Below are 25,295 nucleotides of genomic sequence, written 5' to 3'. Positions count from 1 at the left end.
TATGTAAAGAGTTTGAAATCATGGAGGTTTTTTAGATTATTTTAGGAGTTGTATTTGATTGGAAACGTTAACTTTTCCATTGATTAAGTTTATGATACTGCTTTTTAACATCACCGCCTTTTTTGATTTTGACAGGTTTGATGCCGGATTGGTTACATTTGTTACAGGAGACTCAAAACGATAGATACTGGTGTACATGGCACCATTAAAAACCGCTTTATCCTGATTTTTAAGTTTGTTAAATTCAGATTTTGCATTAGCCACCGGTTGGTACTTCCTTGAAAATACTTTAGTCGCTTTATTAAAACTATAGGAGGATGTATTGGTGGCTTTTATTTTTTGCTTGGCCAGGATGTTTTTAGTAATGTTATTGATGTTAGATACATCTTTAAAGGTAAAGCTGATGGTGGCAATGTAATTGGTGAAATTACTGCTGCTCTTTACGTTCGAAATTCCTTCACTTTTCTTTAGATAAGCAACGGCTTCTGCCAGTTCTGATTGGATCTTTTGCTTACTGGGAACCTTATATCCTTGAATACTATCCAGCAGCATTACAGATGCCACTTTAGTTTTACTCTGGCTAAGGTTAATGGTAAGTGTTACATCGCCAGTTCCGTTATTACGCATGTTTATTTCCTCTACAATTTCGAAACAGGAGCTTAATGCAGGAATCAATAGAACAAATAATAAAAGTTTATAGAACTGCCTGAGATTCATAGAAGTAATGATTTGGATTACCTGAAATTTAAAAATAACAATTATCTGATCGCCAAACATAAACATTTAACTGAATTTTATGAGCAACTATTCGAAGGTTAAAGATAATTTCAACTCCACATATTGTAATTAATATCATACCAAAATCATGATCGCCTGATAATTTCTAAGATTTTAAGTGATCTTATAATATCATCAGTTAATTGTCAATATAACGACACGAAAACGGTAAAAGAATGTTCGCTATGGCTATTTTTCTATCTTTGTTGCCAGCTTTTACTACAATAACACAACATGAAAAAAAGTGCAATCATTGGATTAATTACTATTGCAATTTCTGTGGGGATTCTTTTTAGCTTAAATGCCAATACAGATACTTACTCAAATTTTAAAGAGGCCGCTAGTTCTCAAAAAGAAGAACACGTAATGGGCTATTGGGAAAAATCTAAAGGGATGTATTATGATGCTGTTAAGGATGCCAATCATTTTGCTTTTCACATGAAAGATGAAAAAGGCGAAATCAGAGAAGTTGTTTACAATGGCACCAAGCCACAGGATTTCGAAAAATCAGAAAAATTGGTGTTAATTGGTAAAATGGATGGTGATAAATTTTACGCTTCAAAAATTCTAATGAAGTGTCCATCAAAGTATAATGATAACCTGGTCGAAATAAATCAGGATGGTAAGGTTAAAGAAGTGGGTAAGTACGGCGAGAAAAAATATAATTAATTTTAATGGATATTCAATTTGTAGGTGAGAACCTGCTGCCGGGTAAAATCGGACAGTTTTTTATTGTGCTGGCATTTAGTGCATCATTACTTTCAACCATATCATATTTCCTCGCTACCCGCTCTAAAGATTTAGCAGATCATTCCTGGCGCAATTTAGGAAGAATTGGATTCTTAATTAACTGGGCCAGTATCATTGGTATTGGAGCAACGTTGTTCTATCTGATTTTAGGTCACTACAATGAATATAGTTATGTTTATTGGCATTCATCTAAAGAATTACCTATTTATTATATTGTATCTGCCTTTTGGGAAGGTCAGGAGGGAAGTTTCTGGCTTTGGGCCTTTTGGCAATCTCTTTTAGGTGCATTGCTGATTTGGAAAGCCAAATCATGGGAGCGACCGGTAATGACAGTCGTAGCATTTTCACAAGTGTTTTTAACATCCATGCTATTGGGTGTCGAAATTTTAGGTGAGCGGATCGGAAGTTCGCCATTTATCCTTTTAAGAGATTCTCTTGATTTGAAAGCAATGGCTCCTGTGGTTTTCGCCAATCCAGAGAATTTTGCCAATTATTTAAAATTTATTACCGATGGAAGAGGATTAAATCCATTGCTTCAAAACTATTGGATGGTGATTCACCCGCCAACGCTGTTTTTAGGTTTTGCGAGTATGGTGGTTCCTTTTGCTTATGGTATTGCTGCCCTTTGGCAAAAAAGATATAAAGAATGGATTAAGCCTGCAATGCCATGGACGCTTTTTGCTGTCATGATTTTAGGAACAGGTATCATCATGGGTTCATTTTGGGCTTATGAAGCTTTAAACTTTGGTGGTTTCTGGGCTTGGGATCCGGTAGAAAATGCCTCTATAATTCCTTGGCTAACGCTGATAGGTGCAGTACACGTAATGATCGCCTATAAAAATACTGGTCATGCTTATTTCACTGCTATTGCATTAGTATTCTTAAGTTTCTTATTGGTGCTTTATGCATCGTTCTTAACTAGAAGTGGGATTTTAGGTGATACCTCTGTTCACTCATTTACAGACATGGGCATGTTTGGTCACCTAATTCTTTATAATGTGGTATTTGCAGTAATTGCGATAGCCCTTATTATAGTGAGGTGGAAAGAATTACCCATCACTACTAAAGATGAAGAGACCTATTCTAGAGAATTCTGGATGTTTATTGGTGCCTTAGTGGTTACTGTTGCCTGTATTCAGATCATTTTCTCTACTTCAGTTCCCGTATTTAATAAGGCTTTCGGAACCAATTTTTCTCCGCCAATTGATGCAGTGAAATACTATAATCAATGGCAGGCACCATTTGCCGTACTCATTACGTTAATTTCTGGCTTTTCTCAATATTTAAAATATAAACGGACTGATCCACGTAAGTTCTATAGCAGCCTGGTTTCGGCTATTTTATTTTCATTGGTGTTAACTGCAGGTTTGGTTTGGGTAGCAGACATCTACACCAACACCATGTATATTCTGATCACCTTTAGCTGTTTATTTGCAGTATTGTCTAATTCGGCAATCTTGTATCAGGCATTTGGTGGTAAAGCTAAACTTGCTGGTTCAGCTGTGGCACACATCGGTTTTGCCTTTTTAATTTTAGGGGCATTAATTTCTGCAGCAACCAATAAGCCACTGTCTATCAATGCCAATAATTTTATTCCGGTAAAAGACTTTGAAAAAACAGAGAAGCCAGGTGAAAACATCATGTTATACAAAAACGAGCCCAAAGAAATGGGCAAGTACACGGTAACTTATGTGAGTGATACTACCCAGGCACCAAATACGATTTATACCCTTAATTTTAAAGTTTTAGATAAAGAAACAGGAAAGGTTAAAGAAGATTTTAATTTACATCCTCACGTACAGGATAATGAAAAAATGGGATTAATTGCTTCACCTGATACCAAACATTATTTAACTTATGATGTGTACACACACATTACAAGTGCTGCAATCAAGCAGTCTAATCATGCCGATCATGAAGGTCATTCTGATGATGAAAACTATAAGGAACCAAGAATTGTAAAAGTTTCTGTTGGTGATACCATCCATACCTCTAGTGGTATAGTTACCGTAAAAGCTTTAAATAATAAACCAGTGGCTAAAGACCTGGTATTGGCACAGGGAGATTATGCTGTAGGTTTGCCTTTAGAAATTAATTCTGCTGGAAAAATTTATACCGCAGAGCCGATGTTCTTAATCAAAGGGAACAATACTTTCGATTTTGCACGTAAAGTAGAGGGTTTAGATCTTAAATTCCGTTTCTCTAAAGTTTTACCTGACGAGAAAAAGGTAGAATTACAGATTTTTGAAAAACCTCAGCAAGCCAAGGATTGGGTAGTATTTAAAGCGATTGAATTTCCATTTATTAATTTATACTGGGCGGGTACCATTGTAATGGTGATTGGGTTTCTGCTTTCCATTTTCAGAAGAAGAAAAGAAGCGAAAATCGCATAAATCATGAAGATTGTTTTATTAGGTTCGGGAAATGTAGCGACTCATCTTGCCCAGGCATTAAAAAGCAAGGATGAAGAGATTGTTCAGATTTATAGCCAGCGCCTGAATCATGCTCAATTATTAGCTGATTTTATTCAATGTGAATCTGTCAATGATTTAAAGGCGATTAAAACGGATGCTGATTTATACATTATAGCAGTTAAAGATGATGCCATTGAAAGTATTGCTGATCAATTAAGGACTGTAAATGGGCTTGTCGTTCATACCTCTGGCACAACAGATATTCAGGCATTATCTTCGAAAGTTAAACGTGCAGGCGTTTTATATCCTTTACAAACTTTCTCTAAAACAAAGGCAGTTTCTTTTGAAGAGATTCCGTTATGTATTGAAGCTACAAATGCATCTGATTTAAGCGTTTTACAAAACCTGGCTTCAAAATTAAGCCAAAAGGTACATCATTTGGGTGGAGAGAAAAGAAAGTTATTACATCTCGCAGCCGTGTTTGCCTGTAATTTTACCAACCATATGTATACATTGGCTCATCAGTTGCTTCAGCAAAACGATTTGGATTTCGAAATCATCAGACCGTTAATTAAAGAAACTGCTGATAAAGTGATGGTTAATTTGCCTGAGAAAGTGCAAACTGGTCCGGCAGTAAGAGCAGATGAAACTACATTAAACAAGCATTTTAGCATGTTAAACAATATGCCAGAATTGCAGCACATTTATCAAACTTTAAGCGATAGCATAAAATTAATGCTTAAATAGCATATTTACCGCTTTAGCTTACTATTTTTGCAATATAATTATGAGCATTTTTAAACTAAAAATAAATTTTGAAGAAGCTGATCACGAGTCTATAGAATTGCCTATAGCTGCGGGGGAATCAGTTTTAGATGTTTGTCTGGATCATGGAATTGACCTTCAGCACAATTGCGGAGGCGTTTGCGGATGCAGTACCTGCCATGTTTACGTAACAAAGGGTATGGATAATATTGAGGAAATTTCTGATAAAGAAGAAGATTTCATCGATAGAGCCGTTCGCCCTAAAATTACTTCCCGTCTGGGTTGCCAGTGCGTAGTCATCAATGGAGATATTGAAGTAACCATTCCAGATCAATCTGGCTTTATGGGACATTAGATTAGTCTGAGTCAATAGTCGTTAGTCTCGAGTCTGCAGAATTCTTTTGAAAATGATGAAGCTATAGATGCAATACTCCAGACCTATAACTCGTAACTCTAAACTTTTAACTTTCAACCCTTAACTTTTAACCTTAAAACAACATGAACAACGATAAATTTGCCTTACCTTTTTACTGGAATGATTATGAAGATATTGCCATGTCTTTATATGAAAAATTTGGCGACGATTTTTCTGAAGCGAAAATCTATCGCATTCGTTTTACCGAGCTTTTAGAATGGGTTTTGGAATTGCCAAACTTTAAAGGAACCCGTGAAGAAAGCAGCGAAGGACATTTAGAGCAAATTCAATCTGCCTGGGTTTACGAATGGAGAGATAATCAAAATTAAGTTACCAGTTACCAGTTGAAGGTTTAGGCCTAGACCTTCAACTCGTAACCCATAATCTGTAACTGAAATGTTTCTCCAAAAATTAAAAGAAATTACCACCTTCATCTTTGATGTTGATGGCGTATTAACCGATGGATCTGTGCAGGTAACAGATAGCGGTGAATCCCTGCGTACTTTCAATATTAAAGATGGCTATGCCATGCAACTCGCAGTAAAGAAGGGTTATAATTTTTGCATTATATCTGGCGGAGATGGTATTGCCATGAGGAAGCGTTTTTTCAATTTGGGCATTACCGATATCTTTTTGAGTGCTGGCGATAAAGTTTCCGTATTCAATCAATACCTGAAAAGTAAAAATATCACTGCTGGAGAGGTGCTTTATATGGGTGATGACATTCCTGATTTAAAAGTGATGCGGCTGGTTGGCCTTCCAACTTGTCCTGCTGATGCGGTAGAGGAAATTAAGGCCCTTTCAACATTCATTTCGCCTTATAATGGCGGTAAAACTGCCGCACGTGATATTATAGAAAAAGTAATGAAAGTACAGGGCAAATGGTTTGATGAAAATCCAAATGCCGCTGATTCTGGTAGGTAAATACCATCATTAGGGTAAACCTATCCTTGCGAACTGAAGGGCTGGGCTTAATGATGGCGTGAAGCAATCTTCCTTTGTTAAATAGATTGCTTCCCCTAAAGTTCGGGGCAGGCTGTCGTTCCTCCTCTCAATGACGAAAATTTAATCTAATCCATTGTCTGTGGCAGAATTGCACTTAAAAGATTGATCTGTTTTATTTGCAACATTGAAGTTACATCCTTCGATTAAACTTTGATCCCTGTCAATACTCCAACCTGTATAAACTTCAAAAAACAACGAGATGAAAAAATTATTGATGATCTGTGGATTAATGCTGGGGATAGCTGGTTTTGCTCAGGCCCAACAAGGTGGTGGCCAGGGTAGAGGTGTGATGATGATGAAACCTGAAGAGCGGGTAAAACAATTAGATGAAAAATTAAAGCTTAGTGATGACCAGAAAACAAAGCTAACCACTGTTTTTACGGAGCAGGCTGAGGCCATGAAGAAAATGCGTGAAGAAATGCAAGGAGCTGATCGCGATGCAATGAGAGAGAAGATGCAGAAATTTCGTGCTGATAACGATACCAAAGTTTCGGCGGTATTAACAGATGATCAGAAAAAAACTTATGAGGCCTGGCAGAAAGAGCAGCGTGCTGAAATGCAAAAACGCATGCAGGGTGGAAGTAATTAATCTGTTAAAAACATTTAATAATAAAAGCGGCTTTTAGTCGCTTTTATTATTTTAGCAGAAAAATAAGCTATGGCAATTACATTTCCACCCCTTATACTCGCATCAAAATCTCCACGCAGGCAACAGCTTCTAACCTTAATGGGCTTAAACTTTGAAGTCTTACTTAAAGATGTAGATGAAAGCTATCCAGAAGGCTTAGAACCAGCCGAAATTGCAGTGTATATTGCAGCGCAGAAAGCAAAAGCCTTTGATGCTGCTGAAGAAGTTGTGATTACTGCTGATACCATTGTGGCCTTAAATGGCGAAATTTTGGGTAAACCAACAGATCGTGCACATGCTCAGGAAATGCTGGCTAAGTTATCAGGAAGCAAACATGAAGTTTATACCGGTGTAACTTTAGTTCAGGGCGATAAGGTATATTCTTTTTATGACCGGACTGAAGTTTATTGTAAACCAGTTACCAGTGAAGAAATTGATTTTTATATTGATCACTATCAACCTTATGATAAAGCAGGAAGTTATGGTGTGCAGGACTGGTGGGGATTAGTTGTGGTACAGCGAATTGAAGGTTCTTACACCAATATAATGGGTTTGCCTACTGAAAAATTATATCAAGAACTCCAAAACTTCTTAGGTTTATAAATGCTAATCCTTTATTTGAATAAAAATTAAATTATCAAATTAAACCTACTCATTTTTTATTTTGTTGACTCAGCCACTACATCGCTTTTATGGTTAACAGCATAAGATAAGGCTGTTTTAACAAAATCATTTAAGGTCATTTTGTATTGTGATGCAGAAAGCGCAACTTGTTTATGCAGACTTGAAGGTACCCTAACATTAAACACGCCTTTATAAGTTTTGTCTGGCGATTTGCCTAATGCTTGACAGGTTTCCAAATAATCTTCAATAGCTTCCGCAAAGCTAGCTTTAAGTTCGCTAACTGATGAACCTTCAAAAGTAAGGAGATCATTTATGCCCACAACTTTGCCGAAAAAGACTTCGTCGTCAGCACTATAATGAACAGTTGCGGTATAATCTTTATATTTTAAATTATCGATCATTTTTAAAGTTTCCCTTTTTCTTTTAGATATTCCAATACTTGTTCAATTAAATAATATTTTACAATAGGCTTTGGATGAGGCTTGTGTAAACTTATAATGTCTTTATTTTTATCAGTAAATTTTCTTCTGGAACCACTTGTTTTTCCTGTTGGCAATTCTTCGAAACCATAAAATCTAAGTACTATAATTAATTCTTCCCAAGTTAAATCTTTAGGTTTTGATAAGAATCTGGCAATAAGCTTTTCTATTTTGCTCAATATTGTAACTAAATTATAGTTACAAATATCTGTATTATTTTTCTAATTGCAAAACGATTAAATCATTTTAAATAACTTATGGAATCCTGATTTCTTTTTCATCATGTTTACAAATCAATCAACATGAAAAACTCAACAGCACAAGTTACCATTGCAGAACACTGTACTCAGAATTGGGACAAGATGGAAAAAAGATCAGATTTCGGTTTCTGTACAGCTTGTTCAAAAAACGTGATCGACTTTACAAATTATACCAATGCAGAAATTATTTCTGTATTAACTCAGGCCAGCACTTCGATATGTGGTCGTTTAACGGTTACACAACTTAATCAGTTAAATCATTATTTATTAGTTAAGCCAGCAAATAGAAACTGGATGAAATACTTAGGTGTATTGGCCATTGGTGTATCAATTTTTGCTCAAGATGCCAGTGCTGCTCTTCCACTTGTGGCTACTGAAATTGTAGTACAGACTGCAGGTAAAAAAGATGATAAAAAGCCAAATACTGTGAACAGGATATCAGGAGTAGTTTTAGGTTTAGATAAAAAGCCAATGTCTGGAATTCGTGTGGTTATTTTGAATACCAAATATCATGCAATAACAGATGAAGAGGGTAGATATGAATTCATTTTTAAATATGGTTTAGATCTTAAAAGCAATGTGCTTTCTGTAGAGAGCGCACGCTTTTCTGCGACAATGACACTTGATTACAATAAGGTTAAACAAAATGATTTAACGTTACAACAAGCTTCAATCATTATGGGAAAGGTAATTATGCCAGCTAAAAAATTAACCCTTAAATAAATGCTATTGCAAGAATCCCAAATTTCAAATCGTAAGTAGATAGTTTAAGCTGGTTAATTTTAAGTCTGCCCAGAACATAATTGGTGATTAATGTGGCGATCACAATTAAATCTACACGTAACGGAATGATACCCGGCATTTCTACCCGCTGTTGATGCGTAGAGTTAATCAACTTAATAGAGAGGTTAATATATTCATCAAAATCGAACTGATAAGATTTGAGGGTATCTAAATTAATAACGGATTTTTTAGCGCTGCTCATCAGCTCGGCAAAGGTTTCAAAAGCACCCGCTGATCCGATTAGTGTTTTAGGTTGGTACTGCTTGCAGATTTCGAACAGATCAGTTAATTCATGTTGTATGTGAGTGAGGATGTTATTTTTATCTTCATCAGAAATAGGATCAGACTTAAAAAACTTTTGCATCAAGCGGGCGGCACCAATATTATAGCTTTTCTTCCAAATTAATTTTTCTGTATCACATAAGATGAACTCCACACTACCGCCACCAATATCCATAATTAAGGATAAATCATTTATCGCACCGCTTAATTTTACGCCTTTATAAATTAACAAAGCTTCTTCATCACCGGATAAAATGTCTATCTCTATTCCAACCTGTTCTTTTACGGAATGAACAAAATCTTTTCCATTGCCAGCGCTACGAACTGCTGATGTAGCCATGGCTTTTACTTTTTCTACGTAGAAATTTAGGATGGTTTCCTTAAAGTTTTTAAGACAGTTAATTCCCCTGTCAAAGGCCTCTGGAATAATGATGTTGTCATTGATACGGCCTTCGCCCAATTTAACCGGAACATTGGTTTTATAAAGCACCTTAAAACTATGATCGCTGATTTCTGCAATCAGCAGGTGAAAGGTATTGGTGCCCATATCAATAACCGCTATACGCATATTTAATAAATTGTGTTGATATATGTACGCTTAACAACTTTTAATGGCAGCCTTAAAGTAAAGTTGTCAAAAACTGTACAAGTTAGAAAATACTTAAATTTAATTTCACACCAGATTTTTTAATCCATCAAATATGCTTTCAAAGAATGTAGAGATATTTAAACCTGAACTGTGATTGAAATACACAAAAACCAGAAATGCAATCACCACAAAAATGATGAGTTTTCTAAAAGCAAAGGCAATAATTACGAGTGCTATCGGAATAATGAATAGCCATAAACTATTGATGGTATATGGATTCAGGTCATTATCTTTTTTGTATACATATACGAGTTTGCTATGCGTACCAAAATCGTTTTGGTGTTTAATGTAAACAAAAGTAGATTTATCTATAGGCAGTGGCAATACCGCAATGCCATCATTAAATTTAAGAATTTGGGTAAAACCACTTACGCTAAAGGTATAGGTTCCATTAATGTTCTCATTCGGAACGTTAAGCGAATCGGCAGCTATTATGGCAAGCTTATTGTTTTTTATTAAATTTTCCTTCACCAGGAAATTGTTAATGGTTGCGGTTTGTGCAGAGCTGATCAAAGCAACTAAACAGAGCGAGCAAAATAAGATAAATTGTTTCATTCGATAGAACGTTTATTGTAAATTAAATAACCGATATGCAATAATACACCATTTCTTTTAACTGCATCATTATATAAATTATAACTTAAGCTTACCGGGCCAAGTGGCGTATGATAAACTACCCCAGCTGTTGCAGAATAGCGAATTTTTGTAATGGCCTTTGCATAATCAACATCTTGTAAGCCAACGCGTTCAAATTCTTTATGTGGTAAAAATAAATAGGCTTCAGCTCTCAAATCAATATTCTTTTTTAGGCTGTAAATATTTTTAATCCCACCGGCGGCATAAGTGGTAGCCCTGAATCTATCCAGAAAAAGTGAACGGCTATCCTGCAGTGGGTAGAAAGCAGGAGAGACCAATAAAGTTGAATAATAATTGTTAAACAAGGGTTGATTTGAAATAACACCTTCTACAATGTAACCCAGTGTATATTTTTTCAGGTGCAGAAAATAGTTCTCCTGTGTGATCTTAATACTCGCCCAATGATGCAATCGGCTCACTTCCGGTGATTTAACATAACCTAGTGTATTGCGGAAAATATTACCAGGCGTATAGTTCTCTCTGCCGGTGGTGTAATTAAAGCTTAAAGAAAAGTTTTGTCCGTTGGTGGCATATTGTTTTCTGTTTAGAGAGTTTTTCTCCAAATTAAGTGAGCCCCTGAAGCCATTAAAAATGGTTTGATCGAGTAAATCGCCCACAGCAAAAGTATTATTCGGGCTGTACCGATCGTTGTTATTAATAAAGGTAGAATGCAGTACAATTTTAGTATTATAATTTAAAGGAACACCCATCATCAGATCAATCTTGCGGTCAGATTGTTCGATATAAATGGGGCGTGGATTTTCGATAAAAATCTGGCTGGTATTGTAAAAGTTCCAGTGGTTATAAGTCATTTCTGCCGCCAGAAATAACGGCAATTTCGTAGGATAATCTATCCGGCCATTTAATTGTACCGACTCATAAAAGCGTCCGGAGTAGAAACTTGTTCCAAAGGTATAAGCTTTTCGGTTTAGGTAATTGTATTCGGCACCCAGGAAAACATTGCTAATGGGACGTGTAGAGATGTTGCCACCCAATTCCATTTTAAAGCTCTTTTTGGGTTGAGCCACTACCTCAAAAGTGTAACTATCCGTAGCCGCCTGGTAGGATATTTTAGGGTAAACGGTTTCAAAGGTTTGATCGGCAACTAATTTATAATATCCACGTTTGATATCTTGGAGATTGAAGGTCAGTTGATCGCTCTTAAACAGCCGTTCGATATATTTTTTCTGCTGGTTATTTACACCAGATACTGAGACGCTACTGAACTTAAAATCGGGTTTCTTTGAATTAAATACGGCTCTTTTACGGGCCAGTTCTTCATCACTTACTCTTCTGCTAATTAATTGTTTTATTCGGGGCATATCTGCCATCGTTGCATCATACCCTCTTTTAATAAGCTCTTTAACAGGAGCAAAATTAGTAGCGGTGTATTCTGCAAGTTCAGGTTGAATGTAAACACCATTTTTACCTATGATGGTAGAATCTGATTTGGAAAGAAACATATAAACCAAAAATCGGTTCATTAATCGATCGTCGGTATTTTTAGGATATTCATTATAGGTTTTGGATGATACATTGGCACCAATCATGTAATCTGGCTTGAATTCTTTTTCCATTACATCTGCCGGAAAATTATTATACAAACCACCATCAAAAACATATTTTCCATCCAACTTAATGGGCCTGTAAATAATAGGAACCGTCATTGTGGCGCGAACGGCTTCGGCTAAACTTCCTTTGCTTACGGTAATGCTTTTTTGAGAAAGTACATCGGCCACCATACAGCGGTAGGGGATAAAAAGCTTATTAAAATCATCTTTAGATACAGCCGATGCCTGTGAAAAAAGTTCAAGAAAGGCAAAGTTTAAAGGAATATCATTAATCAGGTTGGAGCGAAAACTAAAATGGAAGCCTGTATCTATCGCTACCTTAGCTGTAAGCATAGATGCATTTGGTGCATTTTTTTGAAAATAGTAGGTATAATCACTTGTATAACGACCATTTACCCAGTTCTGAAAATCATCACTTAAAGCTATTTTCTCAATTTCCAATGGTGAATAGCCTGCGGCATACATGGCACCAACAATGCCACCCATTGATGTTCCGGTAATATAATCTATGGGGATATGATTTTCTTCCAGGGCTTTTAAAGTACCAATATGTGCTAAACCTTTTGCGCCACCACCACTAAAAACAAGGCCCACCTTTTGCGCATGCAATTGGGTATAGCATAAAACGAAGAGTATCAGCAAAATTCTTTTAAAAGCTACCACTCTTCTAAAATAAGATTTTCTTTTAAAATTAATTCAATATGAATAGGTTATAAGTTAAAAATGATGCAAAACTTACCCAAAGGATGTAAGGGATAAATAGTAAACCTGCCCATTTATCAATTTTATAAAACATCACTGCATTCAGAATCACAACAATGAGTAGCACAATAATTTCTGCGAGTGCGAAACCAATTTCATGCAGGTAAAAGAAAATAAAAGACCAGGCCAGGTTTAGAATAAGCTGAATGAAATATATAGCTACCGTTCTGGGAAAGTGCTGAACTTGATCACGTTTTACCCAAACCAGGTAGGCTGCAATTCCAATTAGGATATAAAGGCTAGTCCAAACCGGAGCAAAGAGCCAGTTTGGCGGATTAAAAGAAGGCTTATTTAATAAGGGATACCAGGTTTTAACAGATTGGGCAGTGGCAAAACCACCAAGGGCACCAATACTTAAAGTAATCAGGATGCTCAATATAAATGCTAAAGGCTTAAATCTCATGGCATAAAATTAAGGTTAAAGTTTGAGTTAATGCTTAAAGGTATTCTAACGGCCAATGCCAGGAACAACTGGCAAACTTTCATTATCTTCATTGCCAACACTTTGTACTGCAAATAAATAATTATCTTTACTGTAGGGTAGTGTTATTTTAGTGGCAGAGGTAAAGAATTTCTTTTCCCAAACCGGGCTGCTGGTTTCACGCATGAGCACATAATAACCTTTTAAATTGCCACTTACTGGTGCTTTCCAATATAATTGTGAAGCATTGCTTAGGTTTTTAACATCTATTTTAACTTCTAAGGGGGCTGAAGGTGCTTTGGCTAAATTAGCCAAGACTGCGATATTTACACCAGTATTTTTTCTAAGGTATTCAAAATCCATAAATTCTTGTAAATCGCCATATTTAATACCATTTTCAGTTCTTAAATCCTGATGTTGATGGTCGAAATTTTCATTCATTTCGGTGATTCTTACGGCAGTGAAACCATTCTCTACAAAAGGAGTATGATCGCCACCTCTCAAAAAGCGGTCATTTCTGTAAATGAGTTTAACTTCCAGCTGATCTACATAGCGCTCGCCAACTTCTTTAACGTATCTGGCCAGCTGACGGCTTTTGCCATCATTTTCCAATCCAAACTGTCTGATGCTTTTCGCATTTTTATCCAGTTCATAAGCAGGCAAGCCTTCGCTAAATACACGTAGCCTGGTATTGTCTATAATTTGTGTTTCACTACTATTGTTGCTGCCAATCATATCATTATTTAGCATGGCATCTACATTCCAACCTTCTCTTTTAGCCTTATCAGCCATAAATCCAGAACCTAATAAAGACTGCTCTTCACCGCTAACGGCTACAAAAATGATTGTTGCAGGGAACTTATACTGGCTCATAATTCTTGCCGCCTCTATTACACCAGCCACACCGCTACCATCATCATTTGCTCCGGGAGCATTACTGGTTCGGTTCATTACATCTGTAACACGACTATCCAAATGGCCGCTTACCACATAAACCCTTTTATCATTTGGATCGGTTCCTTTTAGTATAGCAACTGCATTTCCCAATAGCGTAGGTTGGTCTACCCGTTTTCCATCAGGTTTAAAAGTAATGGTATCTAAATATGCAGTGAGTCTGCCATCACCTTGTTTTGCAAATTGATTAAACTTACCTACTACCCAATTTCTTGCTGCTCCAATTCCTTTCGTTTTACTTTTAATATCGCTCAAAGTGTTTCTGGTACCAAAAGAAACCATTTTAGCAATATATGATTTCAGTGAATCCTGACTGACAGATTTAACCATTTCATCAATGTCTTTATTGCGGCTAACAATTGTTTGCGCATGAATAGAAGTGATTAAAAAGGAGAATAATAGTATGGCGTAAGTCTTTTTCATAGTGAGATGATTGATGCGCTAAGATATTGAATGTTTAATCAATTTAAACTGGATCAGGATGAAATCATGTAACATTTTGAGCATAAAAAAAGCTTCCTGATTTAAACCAGGAAGCTTCTTTTGAAGTGATCAAATTATTTCGCTATTGCAGCAGTTTCTTGCTTTTCAGCCTTTTTCCAGTTACCAAAAGCTTTTTTTACGGCTGCTTTTGCGGTATCCATCTCAACATTACCAGCAATGGTTAAAAATGTTTTTTCAGGTGAAATTTCGTTATAAAAAGCGTTTAAATCTGAAAGAGATATAGCATTTATGGAATTTTCATTTACCGTTTGATCATAATCGTAATCTTGTTTTTTCAAGCTTGCCAGTAACGCAGCTTTGCCGCTATCAAATGTTTTTTGGTTAATATCAGTATGTTGGATAATGGTAGCCATTTCTGTTAATCCTTTTTCTAGCTGGGCATTATTAGTCGCTAACCTACCGCTGTTATCTTTAAATAAAATTTGATCATTTTTTGAAACGCTTTCATTTAAAGTAGCATTGAGTAATTCTACAATACCATCTTTTTTATTTTGAAATGCTTTTGTATTTAAGGTAAAGCTAGAAAAAGCACCTTGAGATTTTACATTTTCTGATATGATAATTTTCATACCATTTTTTAACGAATAATTAATGGGCTCATGCATGCCATTTTGTGCATTACTGGCCAATGCAGAAAAGATAATTAAAGAGAGAAGGGCAATTTTTTTGATAGTGTTCATTTGTTTTGTGTGTTTATATTCATAATTAACTGTTCATTCAACTGATTTATAGCCAAAAGCGCCAGATGGGCATAATTATCATTGAACGCGCTTATGTACGAATTTGTGAACAACATGGTTTTTAAAAAGTATTAAATTTATTCATTTTATTCATTATATGTATGATTAATTATTCGTGATAAAGTATGTTTAGCTTAGCTTATTCTAAAATAAAATGAACTACCTAATCAATACATAGAGGGAGTTTAAGGAATTTTTAGATTAAATTCTCCCCTTTCCAAACCTGTAAATCGTGTAGAAATGGCCGCAATCATAACATAATTTGTAAACAGATGGTTAATTCTTTATCTATTGATTCAAAACTAAATAAGTCATATACTGTGATAGATTTAACTATTCTTAAAGACATTAGTCAGGGTGACATTAGGTTTGAAAAGGAAATAACTGAAAAATTTTTAATACTTATTAATGAACATATAGTAGATTTAAAGCATCATTTAAATCTGGGCCATATAGATAAGCTTAAAGCAACTGCACATTATGCGCTTTCTACTATTTATGTTATGGGTTTAAATAAGCTATTAGAAAGGCCTTTAAAAATGATTGAACATCAAAGTTTATCGCAAAATGAATTAGCAATAATATTAAGGAAGGTGGAAGATATTATGAAAATGGCAAAGGCTGATGCCACTAAATTTTTGAAAACAATAATCTAAACTTTTTATCCAGCAGATAAAGTTCTTAGCTCTTTATGTTTGTATTTGAAATGAATATATAAAAAGATAATAAAACAAGCAATAGTTATGCAGTTTTGGCGCATAACATATTGCCTGTTTAACATTATTTTTAGAAGAGAATAAGCGCTAAATAAACTAATTTTTAATTCTGATTTCTGTTCTTCTGTTTAAAGTTCTGCCTTCTTCGTTATTATTGGTGCTAATGGGTTCTTTTTCGCCATGGCCAACGATAGTAAAACGATCGGCATTTAAACCTGCATTAACAAAATATGATTTAACGGCATTGGCACGATCTATCGAAAGAGACATGTTATGCTCAGGAGAGCCTTCGGCAGAAGAATGGCCATTTAATATAAACTGGGTGTTTGGCGCTTTTTTCATTTCTGCAACTGCTTTGTCTAAAATAGAAAAAGATGAAGTTTTTAGTACGAAGGAATTAAATTCGAACTGGATGTTATCTAAGTTGAAATTAGGTTTGTCAGATGGCGCTGCTTCTGGTTCTTTCTCTGTGGCAGGTGCTGGTTTTTTCTCTTCTACCGGTGGAGCTGGTTTAGCTACTGGTGCAGGTGCTGGTTTGGCTGCCAGTTTTTTTGTTTTGCATGAATAAATGCTTAATGTTGATAATGCGATGAGTGTAGTAAATAAAATGTTTTTGCTGATGTTCATTTTTTCTTAGTTTTTGGGATGAAGTTTAGTGTTCCAATCAAACATACAAAATTCCGATTATAGCTATAACGCTTCTTTTTTAAAGAACTTATGTTCTCGAAAAATTGGGGTTTAAATGATCAATATTATATTTACCCCGAAAATACAATTACAGGTTAAAAAACCGAAAGTGAATTTCTAGCGTATATTAAAATACTAAAACATAGAACCTATGAAAGATTTCACTATCGCTGCATTACTGGGTGGCCCGGAAATGATTATCCTTGGCGTAGCCATATTACTATTGTTCGGCGGAAAGAAAATTCCTGAACTGATGAAAGGCTTAGGAAAAGGAATTAAAGAATTTAAACAGGGCCAGCAAGATGAACCTATCCCAGCCCCGGTTAATGAAAACGCTAAATAAATTTTTACCATTATCTATAAGCCTTATAGATTTTTAAAACCTATAAGGCTTATTTATTAAGAATTTATCCATTCATGGGCATCATTAAACCAATCATAAAGCTTTTTATAAGCCGAAATAATTTCATTAGCAAAGGCTAAAGAAATCCCTTCAAAATCTTCATCCTGAAAGATATAAGCATTTAATCCAAAATACAACCATTCAGAGAGGTGTGCAATATCAAAATTACCAACTGCTTGTAGTTCATAACTGATGTTTTTGGCGTAATGCTGAAAGGCTTTTTCATTAGCCAAAGGTTTTGTATGCGTTACCAGGTTTATAATATTATTAACATCATAAAGTGCGTTAGCAATATTAATTGGTGTGTGTTTACCCGATCGAGGGTCAGGTCCGGTGGATGCGCTTAGCATTTCAATAAGCATTCTGTTAACTTCTGATAAACTATTCATCTCAAAATAGGATTCGATAAATTTCCTAAATTCATTTACAGCTACAACCTGATTTGGGAACTGTTTAATTTGTTTTTTACCGTTGTCGTTCTGCATAACTTTGTAAAATAGTAAACCTGGGTGCTGCAGAACAACAACTAACTCTTTACAGAGATAATGTAAGATACGGCTCCAAACCGCTCACCCAGGAATATTGTAAATAAATTTAATTGATTGGAACTCTGTTTTAAGTGAAAATTATATTAGTTATTATTCTGCGGAGGCAAGATAATAACTATAATCTAATCTACAAAATAATTTAGTAGAATGGTCTATAGCTTAGAGAGATCGTTTATAGTTAAGCGGATGATTTCTTTAGTTCAGATTGATCAATAATCTTGCTGTAAGGTATTTTTACAGTAAAATATTCTAATAGGCACTATCTTTTATCGCTTGTTTTCAGTTCTTGTAAATTACCAGCTATTGCAAGGTTAATTTTTCAAAACAGGCCAACTGCAAATTTTCTGTAATGGTACAGATGATTTGAGCTTATAATTACCGGATGTTGTGGAGAAAGTGCAACACAATGCCCCAAAAGTTCCACAATATTTAAGCTGGTAAATTGTATGATAAGTAATACTAAAATTATTTTAAAATAAATACAATCCCTTTACTTTTTTAAAATCTGCATTTAAATGCATTTCAATAAATATTTTTAAAACAGATGTATGAGTTAGCGCTTATATATGAGCGATATAGATGATCATTGGCTTAATATTTGGTCGAGGCTTAATTATAGCATAACCAAATAATCAATTTTAATTTTAGCAGCAACTCATTCATTTTCAATAAAATAATTTAATATAAAATGCTGAGGATATGTTAAAGTTGAATGGATGAATATCTAAATCATATGGAAAACCAACTCATCACCGAAATTAATATAGAAGACCAGGCAATAACTCATTTTGCCTCTTTTAGTTTACAGCAAGCCTTTAATAGTCATCATTATTTTGAGCTGCGGTTTAACCACGACCAGATGGGTGCGCCGGGTTTGATTAACCTGGATGATAGTCGTGATTTCGTCGGTAAAACCCTGACAGCCTCCTTTGGCTATTTAGCTGAACAGATGCAGCAATTTTCTGGTTTGGTTACCCGTGTAGAACTGGCCCAAAGCCATGGCTACCATGGGGTATTAATTGTGAGTGGCTATAGCCCAACCATTTTAATAGACAGGGGCGAAGATTTGGGATCTTACCTGGATAAAGATTTAAATGAAATTGTAAAACTAGCCACTATTGATACTCCCGCTAATGATTTAAAAATTGTAGCGAATGCCAGCCGAGAGGCCAGCATAGATTACCTGATCCAGTACAAAGAAAGTGACTGGGAATTTTTAAACCGCCTATCAGGCGAATACCACGAATGGCTGTATTATGATGGGCACCAACTGAATTTTGGTAAACCCGATGTGCAGAAAGACATTGCCTTATTTTATGGCCGCGATGTGCATAACCTGCAATATGCCATGGAAGTTGCCCCTATCAGGAACAAACGCTTTGCCTATAACCCTAAACAGGATGAAATGCTGGAAAGCGAAAGCACTGGACAGTCGGACGGCAATCCCGATCTGGCACATGCCATCAAAGCTTCTAACCTGATGTACAGCAAAACCTTTAATCAGCCATCGCTCATCAGGGTGGATAATAGCAGCGATATTAAAAGGCATGTAGAGAATGAAGAAAAGGCACACATCAGCGACCTTTTAAAGGTAAATGCTAGTGGTGATAATGCAGCATTGGGTATCGGTACCATCGCCGAAATTACCATGAGCATCAGGCAGGAGGTTGCTTTTTTAACAGAAAGCCTGGGTCGGTTTTTAATTACCAGCGTTACCCATAACTTTGATGGGACAGGGAAATATCACAATACGTTTGAAGGGGTGGTAGCTGATACTGAACGGATCCTGGTGAAAAATTATGAAAAGCCCTATCCGGATATGCAGCTAGCTGATGTATTGGCTAATGATGATCCGCAGGGACAGGGTCGGATTAAGGTGAAGTTTAAATGGGCATGTCAAATCAACGATCCTACCGAATGGCTACGGGTATTAAGCCCAAATGCGGGGAGTGGTGATACCGGAAAAAATCGTGGATTTCATATCATCCCCGAAATAGGCGACCAGGTGGTGATTGCCTTTGAAGAAGGAAACGTAGCACGTCCTGTAGTGATGGGCAGTGTCTACCATGGCAAAAGTGGCGATAGTAGTGGTTTTAAGAACAGTAATACGAAGGGTTTAACTTCGAGAAAAGGCAGTGCTTTAACTTTTGATGATTTAAACCATGCGCTGAATATGGGCACCAGTGCGGCTAATTTTGTGAATATTAAAAACGGACAGGCTTTACTTACCGCACAGGCGGGAAATAAAATTGTGATCCAAAGTGGCAAAAGTACCATCACCCTTGATAAGGAGGGGAATATTGCCATCAGTGGCGAGAACATCAGCATCAATGGGCGGGCTAGTATCGATATTCAATCGCCAAAAATTACCATGGGGAATCTGGCTCCGGCAGAAGGTGCTACTCCAGAACAAACCGCTGCTGCTACGCAAACCATCGACATTAAAGGGAAAAAAATTACGGTAGAAGGAGAAGAAAGCATCGAAAATACGGCGCCCCTGGTTGATTTAGGTAAAGATGCCGAAGGCCTTACCAATATGAAGGGCAAAACAGTTAATATAGATGGTGCGGAAGAAATTAACCTGAGTTCAAAAATTATTAACTCGAATTAATAATGAGCTGGTTAAATGATTTCTTAGGAATAGGTAAAAGCAACGCTGAACTGGATTCAGAAGCTTTTCCGCCGGTTATTGGCACTGATAAACAACTTTTTAATTTCACATATAAGCATAAACACTGGCTGGCAAACCGTGATGTAACGCACCATATTACAGGTGATATTGCCATTGGTGTACAGTTGGAGCATTCCAAAATCCAAAAGTGGAGTATTTTAATGAACAACGTTCAATGCGATTGGTCGTTAAACTGTCTGCCAGAAATTTACCTGTTTTTCAATTGTATCAAAAGAATCGAAATTTATATGGATGAGCAGGGCCATGTACTGGATACACTTTATCCCATTAGCCAGTCACTGTTTTTAAAAGAGAAGAAAAAACAAATATCTACACACGTAAAAGATAAAAAGCAGGCTGCAAACCTCCAGCGTTTTTTTGAAAGAAATCTTTCAAATACGCTTTTCTTACAAAAAATAATCCCACATAACGCGGTAATCAGAACCATCATCAGTGCTTATAAGGCTGCTAACCTTCACAACAGCCAGCCCGGCTTTAATCAGCTTGCAGAACCGCTTCACATACCCGGTTATTTTGGCAATAAAGCCGTTTTGCCCTTAAAGGCTTGCTGGTTGTACAAACCTGCACAGGATAGCGGTAGTGATTTGGCTTGGTTACGGCTGGGCGGATTAGATGAAGCAATGTATCAAAAGCAGCATTTAAGCAATTGGATGCATACCCTGAACGGGAATTTTGATAGCGATGATAGCTTAAAAGTAGATTTTGCTGAGCAATACCGTTTTAAAACTGCAGATGCGCTTAAGGTAACCCATTTAACTTATGCAAACAGTTACCTGGAAACCATAGTAGCCAAAGGTTGGTATAAGGAAGAAGAGGTGATTATTTCTGCAACAGAAAAGGAGGTAACACATGGCTAAGGATGATTTGTATGCCTTTCATGGCGTAATCTTAAAGTGTGATAAGGGGGCAACTGTTTTACCCTTGCTTACTACCCCGAAAAAACATGCGGTAAGTAAACTACAAATAGCCACTGTAACTGATAATATTCCGGTGGTGAATATTCCCAGCTTTGGGGTATGTTCCATTACCGGGAGTGCCTGCATGCCGGTAGCCCCGAATTGGCTAAAAGCACACGATGGCGCACAAAAAGTATTGGGGCAGGCACCACTGTTGTTTTCTTCGTATTGCAAATGCCAGGCGGGGGGTACCATAGAAATATTTCCTAGCGTAGATGAAGCAATGGCTGCATTGGAAAACGATAAAGAAAGTAGGGTAGATGGCATCCCACTGCTGGATGGGATATTGGGCGCAGCCTTAACCTCGCCTATTGGCCCTATACTGGATCTGTTTACCGATGGTGGCGCAGATGTAACACAAGGCGTTGGCCGTGGCTTTAGGCAAGGATTAAAGGGCACATGGAATGGTTTGGTGCAAATGGTAAGCCATCCGGTAGAAACCGCAAAGGGGCTAACTAAAATGGTAGGCATAGCGGTAGTGGGTTATGGCACACAATCTCCTGTAGGGCAAATGTCTACACCTGATCAACGGCTGAAAGATTTTGATTCGGTTTTTGGTACTGATCTGGCGCCCACGCATGAGGCCATTGGCGATGCCATAGCTGACGGATGGGATAAGAAGGTGGTAAATGGTACCACCGAAGAACGCAGTGAGGTGGTTGGCGAAGTTTATGAAGGTGTGCTGGAAGCAGTAGTGGGTACTAAAGGTGCGGGCGCTGCCGTAAAGGGGGTAACCTCTGCAGGTAAATTTGTTCTGGGTGCCGATAGAATGGCAGGAATAACCGCGGCAATCGCTAAATTGCAGAGTGCTATGAAGCTGGAAGCTTTGGCAGGTAAAGTGAAAGGGATTTTTAAGGTGGGGAGCAGACCAAAGGTTATTACAAATCTTATGGATGATATCTTAAAATTAAAGAAGCCATTGCATTCACCAGATATTACCAAATGGTTTGGAAAAGGAGGAAAAATTGAGGTGCTAGATGATGGAACTTGGAGATACATTGATTGGGAAGGAAATAAAGTACGTTATATCAATGGCTCTCCAGATTTTGGTCCTCATTCAAGACAATCTGTCGATATAGGAGAACAAAAAGGAAATTATACCACTGATTATTCAGATGCTGAAAAATTATCAAACAAAAAACCGCCTAAATTAGATAAAAAAGAAACTGTATGGCATCATCATGAAGATGGCAAAACGATGCAGGAGGTTGATCGTACTATACACGATAGATTTACACATCAAGGTGGTGTGGCAAATGGAAAAAAAGTGGCTTTTGGAAAAAAATAATATATTTAAAAAAAAAGATTATGGAAGTGATTAAATTTCAAAATGGTGATCCAAAAAACATAGCTTATCTGGAAGATGAATTTTCAATTGAGTTACCAGTTGATTATAGAAATTTTTTAATTGAGAACAATGGAGCTGATATTGAAAACGGATTTTTTTATGTCAAAGAAATAAATCAAGCAATACCAATGGGCTATTTTTTTGGCATAGATACAAAAGAAAAGGCCGCAGATATAGTCAGAATTAATAAAGAGTATGGAGATGATATAGCAGAGTCATCTTTTTTAATAGGAAATGATATTGGTTCAGGCTTTTTATTACTGGTATTTGACGGGGAGAATGACGGCATATGGTATTATGACCATACATATTTTTTTAAAGAATCTACTGATGAATTAAATACTTATTTCATTGCGGAGTCTTTTGCTGATTTCTTAAAAATATTAGAAACCACACCTGCTCCGAAAGTGTAAGAATGTTCATAACAAATATCTAAAAGCTCCTAATGGAGCTTTTACTTTTAGGAGCTTATTATAATTAGTTTGTTTTATAATTTAATATTATGAAAAAATTAGAAAATATTATTTCTGCGATAAAGGAACAGCATTTAAAATATGGCGATCAGCTTCAATCACCTGCAACTACTGAAGAAATCAATGATTTAGAAAGTAAGATAAGGCAAATGTTTAAAGTGGAATTAGCTGAAGCATACAAGAAAATATTAACACAAACAAACGGAATCGATAATGATGGTATTGTGCTGTATGGGACTAAAACACTACCTGTTGAAGGCTATCAAAATCGGTTTGTTTATGGTTTAATAGAAGCAAATGAAGAATGGCATGATTTTGTTGATTATTTATTTTACGCAGAATCGGAGATGTATTTGTTTGTACAGTCGTTAAGCGATGAAAGCTTTAGCTATCGATCCCGAGAACGTTTCGAAGATGTTATTTTCTCTACGGACGATAATGAATTATTTTTTGAGATTATACTCAAACTTGCATTAGGAGAGAATATTGAGGAAGAATATAGTAATTAATGTGATGTCTTAAACAGAATTTTTTAGAAGAGGCTGTATCATTTTAAAAAAAAAAAATGATACAGCCTCTTTTTATTTTTGTAGCATCACCCTTCAAGCTTATAGAATGGTAAATTTAAAATGATAGGATTTTCCTGTTAAAATTCCTTTACGTGACAAAGCCATCCGATGAATGGCTTTGATAAATTTTATAGGGTACAGAACAAATCTGGTAATGGCGTAGACATTGTAGCCCGTAATTCGGAAACCGGGGCCATGAAAAAGATAGAGGTAAAAACCACCCAGCAGGAACGCCTTTGGGCAGATGGTGCTAGAAAGGATATACCGTTATCAAAGCCACAACGGGAAATGGGTGGTGAAGATTATACCAATGATAGGTTAAATCGTGCGGCAAGAGAAGATGATGGTTATACCGATGGTGTAAGTTCTAAAGAGGCGGAAGAAGCACAGGAAGCACTTAGACAAGCCAAAAGACAGGGCAAATCAATTGATGTGGAGAAACATGATGTATATGTTGATAAAGATGGTAATCTTTTAGGTACGGAAAAAAGAGACTGGTTAAAACCTTAATTTTAGAATATAGTATAACGATTATGGATGATTTAGTAAAAGCAATAGCCTACACAAAAAAAAAGAAAGAATTTCAGATTAAGAAAAGCTTAGACTCTCATTTTGAAGAGCCTTTAGAAGACCTCGAAGGATATTTAAAAGATAAAAAGCACAGAAGTTCTGTAGGGTTGAATTTTGAAAGACTTGCCAGTTTTTACTTGTGGCAATTTTTAGATAATTATATACAGACAAAGAAATTAAATTTTAATTTAATTTCTAAGAATACTAGTCTTACTGTGGAAGCGAATAATTGGCATTATGCTTTAGGCAGTACCTCTCCAACTTATCATTCTGCTGTACTATTTCAATATAGCACCATGCATTTGGGGCAATTGATGTATTTGGGCTGGGTCGATCAGGCCAAGGCCTATGGCAATTTCTTAATTAAAATGCTATACAGTAAACATTACACAGGCGGAAATGCCTGGGCAAAACATCCTTGGTTTATTTTAATGCTGTTTTGCAAATGGCAAGATATCGTTCTAGATAAAAGTAAACTGCACTATCCTGAAGATATGGGTGTTTACCAGGCAGCAATGGATGATTGGGACACTGCTGATATTAATATATTAGCTAATTTGATCAATCAGCTCTGTGATTTTCATATTAAACAATCTGATGAGGATGTAACTATGGATGAATATGGAGGAGAGGATGGACCAGAATTTTCTAGTTCTGATTATTTCATTTTTCCGGTAGAGATTTTAACCTGGCTGGCCATTAGAAAGCAATTGGGTTTGCCTGCTTATGAAGCTAAACATGATTTAATGCGCTTGGAGATTAACCAATTGCCAGATGCCATTATCCCCTTCGAGGAAGATGAACTGGTTTTAAAATGTAAGGCAAAATTAGTAAATGATAACCCGGGTTTAACGTTTGGATTAGATGTCATCCCGCCTGCTAAAAAAGGCAATAACTGGAGTTTGTTAGATTAA

29 protein-coding genes are annotated in these 25,295 nt (G+C 36.3%); 18 read left to right on the top strand and 11 right to left on the bottom strand.

Annotation, left to right across the window (positions count from 1 at the left end; translation table 11 throughout):
• Positions 1 to 36 precede the first annotated feature (36 nt).
• Complete coding sequence (locus AN34_RS19270; protein WP_029288269.1) at positions 37 to 717, bottom strand: hypothetical protein; 681 nt, start codon at positions 715 to 717, stop codon at positions 37 to 39.
• A gap of 294 nt (positions 718 to 1,011) precedes the next feature.
• Here AN34_RS19270 and AN34_RS19265 point away from each other — a divergent pair, with 294 nt between their 5' ends.
• From AN34_RS19265 to AN34_RS19230, 8 genes are all read left to right on the top strand, one after another.
• The gene (locus AN34_RS19265) at positions 1,012 to 1,446 is read left to right on the top strand and encodes a cytochrome c maturation protein CcmE (RefSeq protein ID WP_029288267.1); all 435 of its coding nucleotides are present in this window, start codon (positions 1,012 to 1,014) and stop codon (positions 1,444 to 1,446) included.
• A gap of 5 nt (positions 1,447 to 1,451) precedes the next feature.
• Positions 1,452 to 3,920, top strand: a complete 2,469-nt coding sequence (gene ccsA, locus AN34_RS19260; protein WP_029288264.1) for a cytochrome c biogenesis protein CcsA — start codon at positions 1,452 to 1,454, stop codon at positions 3,918 to 3,920.
• A 3-nt stretch (positions 3,921 to 3,923) separates the two neighbouring features.
• A complete protein-coding gene (locus AN34_RS19255; protein WP_029288262.1) occupies positions 3,924 to 4,688 on the top strand; it encodes a Rossmann-like and DUF2520 domain-containing protein in 765 nt (254 codons plus the stop codon).
• Between the two features lie 40 nt (positions 4,689 to 4,728).
• Positions 4,729 to 5,061, top strand: coding sequence for a 2Fe-2S iron-sulfur cluster-binding protein (locus AN34_RS19250; RefSeq protein ID WP_029288260.1), 333 nt, complete (start codon positions 4,729 to 4,731; stop codon positions 5,059 to 5,061).
• Between the two features lie 143 nt (positions 5,062 to 5,204).
• A complete protein-coding gene (gene iscX / locus AN34_RS19245) occupies positions 5,205 to 5,450 on the top strand; it encodes a Fe-S cluster assembly protein IscX (RefSeq protein ID WP_029288258.1) in 246 nt (81 codons plus the stop codon).
• Positions 5,451 to 5,517: 67 nt separating this feature from the next.
• Complete coding sequence (locus tag AN34_RS19240; protein ID WP_029288255.1) at positions 5,518 to 6,045, top strand: HAD family hydrolase; 528 nt, start codon at positions 5,518 to 5,520, stop codon at positions 6,043 to 6,045.
• A gap of 280 nt (positions 6,046 to 6,325) precedes the next feature.
• On the top strand, positions 6,326 to 6,715 hold the full coding sequence (locus AN34_RS19235; protein WP_029288253.1) for a hypothetical protein: 390 nt from the start codon (positions 6,326 to 6,328) through the stop codon (positions 6,713 to 6,715).
• A 69-nt stretch (positions 6,716 to 6,784) separates the two neighbouring features.
• Positions 6,785 to 7,357 carry a nucleoside triphosphate pyrophosphatase gene (locus tag AN34_RS19230; protein WP_029288251.1) on the top strand — a complete coding sequence of 191 codons (573 nt, stop codon included), beginning with the start codon at positions 6,785 to 6,787 and terminating at the stop codon, positions 7,355 to 7,357.
• A 56-nt stretch (positions 7,358 to 7,413) separates the two neighbouring features.
• Here the strand turns inward: AN34_RS19230 and AN34_RS19225 are convergent, their stop codons facing one another.
• Both AN34_RS19225 and AN34_RS19220 read right to left on the bottom strand, forming a co-directional pair.
• The gene (locus AN34_RS19225; protein ID WP_029288249.1) at positions 7,414 to 7,779 is read right to left on the bottom strand and encodes a type II toxin-antitoxin system HicB family antitoxin; all 366 of its coding nucleotides are present in this window, start codon (positions 7,777 to 7,779) and stop codon (positions 7,414 to 7,416) included.
• Positions 7,780 to 7,781: 2 nt separating this feature from the next.
• Complete coding sequence (locus tag AN34_RS19220; RefSeq protein WP_029288247.1) at positions 7,782 to 8,036, bottom strand: type II toxin-antitoxin system HicA family toxin; 255 nt, start codon at positions 8,034 to 8,036, stop codon at positions 7,782 to 7,784.
• Positions 8,037 to 8,159: 123 nt separating this feature from the next.
• Between AN34_RS19220 and AN34_RS19215 the strand changes: the two genes are divergently transcribed.
• Positions 8,160 to 8,840 carry a carboxypeptidase-like regulatory domain-containing protein gene (locus tag AN34_RS19215; protein ID WP_029288245.1) on the top strand — a complete coding sequence of 227 codons (681 nt, stop codon included), beginning with the start codon at positions 8,160 to 8,162 and terminating at the stop codon, positions 8,838 to 8,840.
• Here the strand turns inward: AN34_RS19215 and AN34_RS19210 are convergent.
• The 6 genes from AN34_RS19210 to AN34_RS19185 all read right to left on the bottom strand — a co-directional run bounded on the left by AN34_RS19210 (position 8,833) and on the right by AN34_RS19185 (position 15,359).
• Positions 8,833 to 9,750: an exopolyphosphatase gene (locus tag AN34_RS19210; RefSeq protein WP_029288242.1), complete on the bottom strand. Its 918-nt coding sequence runs from the start codon at positions 9,748 to 9,750 to the stop codon at positions 8,833 to 8,835. The two genes, AN34_RS19215 and AN34_RS19210, sit on opposite strands and share 8 nt — an antisense overlap.
• Positions 9,751 to 9,855: 105 nt before the next feature.
• Positions 9,856 to 10,386, bottom strand: coding sequence for a hypothetical protein (locus AN34_RS19205; RefSeq protein ID WP_029288240.1), 531 nt, complete (start codon positions 10,384 to 10,386; stop codon positions 9,856 to 9,858).
• A complete protein-coding gene (locus AN34_RS19200; RefSeq protein ID WP_231625584.1) occupies positions 10,383 to 12,680 on the bottom strand; it encodes a patatin-like phospholipase family protein in 2,298 nt (765 codons plus the stop codon). The genes AN34_RS19205 and AN34_RS19200 overlap by 4 nt, the downstream gene beginning before the upstream one ends.
• A gap of 49 nt (positions 12,681 to 12,729) precedes the next feature.
• Positions 12,730 to 13,203: a TspO/MBR family protein gene (locus AN34_RS19195; protein ID WP_029288235.1), complete on the bottom strand. Its 474-nt coding sequence runs from the start codon at positions 13,201 to 13,203 to the stop codon at positions 12,730 to 12,732.
• Between the two features lie 45 nt (positions 13,204 to 13,248).
• Entirely contained in the window at positions 13,249 to 14,598 is a 1,350-nt protein-coding gene (locus tag AN34_RS19190; RefSeq protein ID WP_029288233.1) for a M28 family metallopeptidase, read from the bottom strand.
• Positions 14,599 to 14,732: 134 nt separating this feature from the next.
• Entirely contained in the window at positions 14,733 to 15,359 is a 627-nt protein-coding gene (locus AN34_RS19185) for an insulinase family protein (protein ID WP_029288230.1), read from the bottom strand.
• Between the two features lie 332 nt (positions 15,360 to 15,691).
• Here AN34_RS19185 and AN34_RS19180 point away from each other — a divergent pair, with 332 nt between their 5' ends.
• Entirely contained in the window at positions 15,692 to 16,075 is a 384-nt protein-coding gene (locus AN34_RS19180) for a hypothetical protein (RefSeq protein WP_029288227.1), read from the top strand.
• Between the two features lie 156 nt (positions 16,076 to 16,231).
• On the opposite strand, the gene AN34_RS19175 is transcribed toward AN34_RS19180, so the two are convergent.
• Positions 16,232 to 16,762, bottom strand: coding sequence for an OmpA family protein (locus tag AN34_RS19175; protein WP_029288225.1), 531 nt, complete (start codon positions 16,760 to 16,762; stop codon positions 16,232 to 16,234).
• Between the two features lie 211 nt (positions 16,763 to 16,973).
• Here AN34_RS19175 and AN34_RS19170 point away from each other — a divergent pair, with 211 nt between their 5' ends.
• Complete coding sequence (locus tag AN34_RS19170; protein WP_029288223.1) at positions 16,974 to 17,165, top strand: twin-arginine translocase TatA/TatE family subunit; 192 nt, start codon at positions 16,974 to 16,976, stop codon at positions 17,163 to 17,165.
• A 56-nt stretch (positions 17,166 to 17,221) separates the two neighbouring features.
• On the opposite strand, the gene AN34_RS19165 is transcribed toward AN34_RS19170, so the two are convergent.
• Positions 17,222 to 17,710 carry a hypothetical protein gene (locus tag AN34_RS19165; protein WP_029288221.1) on the bottom strand — a complete coding sequence of 163 codons (489 nt, stop codon included), beginning with the start codon at positions 17,708 to 17,710 and terminating at the stop codon, positions 17,222 to 17,224.
• Between the two features lie 796 nt (positions 17,711 to 18,506).
• On the opposite strand from AN34_RS19165, the gene AN34_RS19160 reads away from it, so the two are divergent.
• The 7 genes from AN34_RS19160 to AN34_RS19130 all read left to right on the top strand — a co-directional run bounded on the left by AN34_RS19160 (position 18,507) and on the right by AN34_RS19130 (position 25,295).
• Positions 18,507 to 20,384, top strand: a complete 1,878-nt coding sequence (locus AN34_RS19160; RefSeq protein WP_051666730.1) for a type VI secretion system Vgr family protein — start codon at positions 18,507 to 18,509, stop codon at positions 20,382 to 20,384.
• Positions 20,385 to 20,386: 2 nt separating this feature from the next.
• On the top strand, positions 20,387 to 21,322 hold the full coding sequence (locus AN34_RS19155; RefSeq protein WP_029288216.1) for a hypothetical protein: 936 nt from the start codon (positions 20,387 to 20,389) through the stop codon (positions 21,320 to 21,322).
• Positions 21,315 to 22,709: a PAAR-like protein gene (locus AN34_RS19150; protein ID WP_051666727.1), complete on the top strand. Its 1,395-nt coding sequence runs from the start codon at positions 21,315 to 21,317 to the stop codon at positions 22,707 to 22,709. The genes AN34_RS19155 and AN34_RS19150 overlap by 8 nt, the downstream gene beginning before the upstream one ends.
• A 20-nt stretch (positions 22,710 to 22,729) precedes the next feature.
• Positions 22,730 to 23,182: an SMI1/KNR4 family protein gene (locus AN34_RS19145; protein ID WP_051666726.1), complete on the top strand. Its 453-nt coding sequence runs from the start codon at positions 22,730 to 22,732 to the stop codon at positions 23,180 to 23,182.
• Positions 23,183 to 23,271: 89 nt separating this feature from the next.
• Positions 23,272 to 23,751 (top strand): YrhA family protein, encoded by a 480-nt coding sequence (locus AN34_RS19140; RefSeq protein WP_029288209.1) that lies wholly within the window; start codon positions 23,272 to 23,274, stop codon positions 23,749 to 23,751.
• 168 nt (positions 23,752 to 23,919) lie between these two features.
• On the top strand, positions 23,920 to 24,321 hold the full coding sequence (locus tag AN34_RS19135) for a hypothetical protein (protein WP_029288206.1): 402 nt from the start codon (positions 23,920 to 23,922) through the stop codon (positions 24,319 to 24,321).
• Positions 24,322 to 24,344: 23 nt separating this feature from the next.
• Positions 24,345 to 25,295 carry a hypothetical protein gene (locus tag AN34_RS19130; RefSeq protein ID WP_051666725.1) on the top strand — a complete coding sequence of 317 codons (951 nt, stop codon included), beginning with the start codon at positions 24,345 to 24,347 and terminating at the stop codon, positions 25,293 to 25,295.

The sequence above is a fragment of the Pedobacter sp. R20-19 genome (genome assembly GCF_000708265.2).
GTDB lineage: Bacteria > Bacteroidota > Bacteroidia > Sphingobacteriales > Sphingobacteriaceae > Pedobacter.
This window is presented reverse-complemented; position numbering and strand designations above follow the sequence as displayed.

What these genes read in the sequence shown, in the direction of transcription:
- AN34_RS19175 (WP_029288225.1), bottom strand. Translation starts at nt 16,762, where the DNA reads ATGAACATCAGCAAAAACATTTTATTTACTACACTCATCGCATTATCA.
- AN34_RS19160 (WP_051666730.1), top strand. Translation starts at nt 18,507, where the DNA reads ATGGAAAACCAACTCATCACCGAAATTAATATAGAAGACCAGGCAATA.
- AN34_RS19230 (WP_029288251.1), top strand. Translation starts at nt 6,785, where the DNA reads ATGGCAATTACATTTCCACCCCTTATACTCGCATCAAAATCTCCACGC.
- AN34_RS19240 (WP_029288255.1), top strand. Translation starts at nt 5,518, where the DNA reads ATGTTTCTCCAAAAATTAAAAGAAATTACCACCTTCATCTTTGATGTT.
- AN34_RS19170 (WP_029288223.1), top strand. Translation starts at nt 16,974, where the DNA reads ATGAAAGATTTCACTATCGCTGCATTACTGGGTGGCCCGGAAATGATT.
- AN34_RS19265 (WP_029288267.1), top strand. Translation starts at nt 1,012, where the DNA reads ATGAAAAAAAGTGCAATCATTGGATTAATTACTATTGCAATTTCTGTG.
- AN34_RS19180 (WP_029288227.1), top strand. Translation starts at nt 15,692, where the DNA reads ATGGTTAATTCTTTATCTATTGATTCAAAACTAAATAAGTCATATACT.
- AN34_RS19210 (WP_029288242.1), bottom strand. Translation starts at nt 9,750, where the DNA reads ATGCGTATAGCGGTTATTGATATGGGCACCAATACCTTTCACCTGCTG.
- AN34_RS19250 (WP_029288260.1), top strand. Translation starts at nt 4,729, where the DNA reads ATGAGCATTTTTAAACTAAAAATAAATTTTGAAGAAGCTGATCACGAG.
- AN34_RS19165 (WP_029288221.1), bottom strand. Translation starts at nt 17,710, where the DNA reads ATGCAGAACGACAACGGTAAAAAACAAATTAAACAGTTCCCAAATCAG.
- AN34_RS19270 (WP_029288269.1), bottom strand. Translation starts at nt 717, where the DNA reads ATGAATCTCAGGCAGTTCTATAAACTTTTATTATTTGTTCTATTGATT.
- AN34_RS19140 (WP_029288209.1), top strand. Translation starts at nt 23,272, where the DNA reads ATGAAAAAATTAGAAAATATTATTTCTGCGATAAAGGAACAGCATTTA.
- AN34_RS19225 (WP_029288249.1), bottom strand. Translation starts at nt 7,779, where the DNA reads ATGATCGATAATTTAAAATATAAAGATTATACCGCAACTGTTCATTAT.
- AN34_RS19130 (WP_051666725.1), top strand. Translation starts at nt 24,345, where the DNA reads ATGGATGATTTAGTAAAAGCAATAGCCTACACAAAAAAAAAGAAAGAA.
- iscX (WP_029288258.1), top strand. Translation starts at nt 5,205, where the DNA reads ATGAACAACGATAAATTTGCCTTACCTTTTTACTGGAATGATTATGAA.
- AN34_RS19150 (WP_051666727.1), top strand. Translation starts at nt 21,315, where the DNA reads ATGGCTAAGGATGATTTGTATGCCTTTCATGGCGTAATCTTAAAGTGT.
- AN34_RS19215 (WP_029288245.1), top strand. Translation starts at nt 8,160, where the DNA reads ATGAAAAACTCAACAGCACAAGTTACCATTGCAGAACACTGTACTCAG.
- AN34_RS19195 (WP_029288235.1), bottom strand. Translation starts at nt 13,203, where the DNA reads ATGAGATTTAAGCCTTTAGCATTTATATTGAGCATCCTGATTACTTTA.
- AN34_RS19235 (WP_029288253.1), top strand. Translation starts at nt 6,326, where the DNA reads ATGAAAAAATTATTGATGATCTGTGGATTAATGCTGGGGATAGCTGGT.
- AN34_RS19255 (WP_029288262.1), top strand. Translation starts at nt 3,924, where the DNA reads ATGAAGATTGTTTTATTAGGTTCGGGAAATGTAGCGACTCATCTTGCC.
- AN34_RS19190 (WP_029288233.1), bottom strand. Translation starts at nt 14,598, where the DNA reads ATGAAAAAGACTTACGCCATACTATTATTCTCCTTTTTAATCACTTCT.
- AN34_RS19185 (WP_029288230.1), bottom strand. Translation starts at nt 15,359, where the DNA reads ATGAACACTATCAAAAAAATTGCCCTTCTCTCTTTAATTATCTTTTCT.
- ccsA (WP_029288264.1), top strand. Translation starts at nt 1,452, where the DNA reads ATGGATATTCAATTTGTAGGTGAGAACCTGCTGCCGGGTAAAATCGGA.
- AN34_RS19135 (WP_029288206.1), top strand. Translation starts at nt 23,920, where the DNA reads ATGAATGGCTTTGATAAATTTTATAGGGTACAGAACAAATCTGGTAAT.
- AN34_RS19155 (WP_029288216.1), top strand. Translation starts at nt 20,387, where the DNA reads ATGAGCTGGTTAAATGATTTCTTAGGAATAGGTAAAAGCAACGCTGAA.
- AN34_RS19145 (WP_051666726.1), top strand. Translation starts at nt 22,730, where the DNA reads ATGGAAGTGATTAAATTTCAAAATGGTGATCCAAAAAACATAGCTTAT.
- AN34_RS19205 (WP_029288240.1), bottom strand. Translation starts at nt 10,386, where the DNA reads ATGAAACAATTTATCTTATTTTGCTCGCTCTGTTTAGTTGCTTTGATC.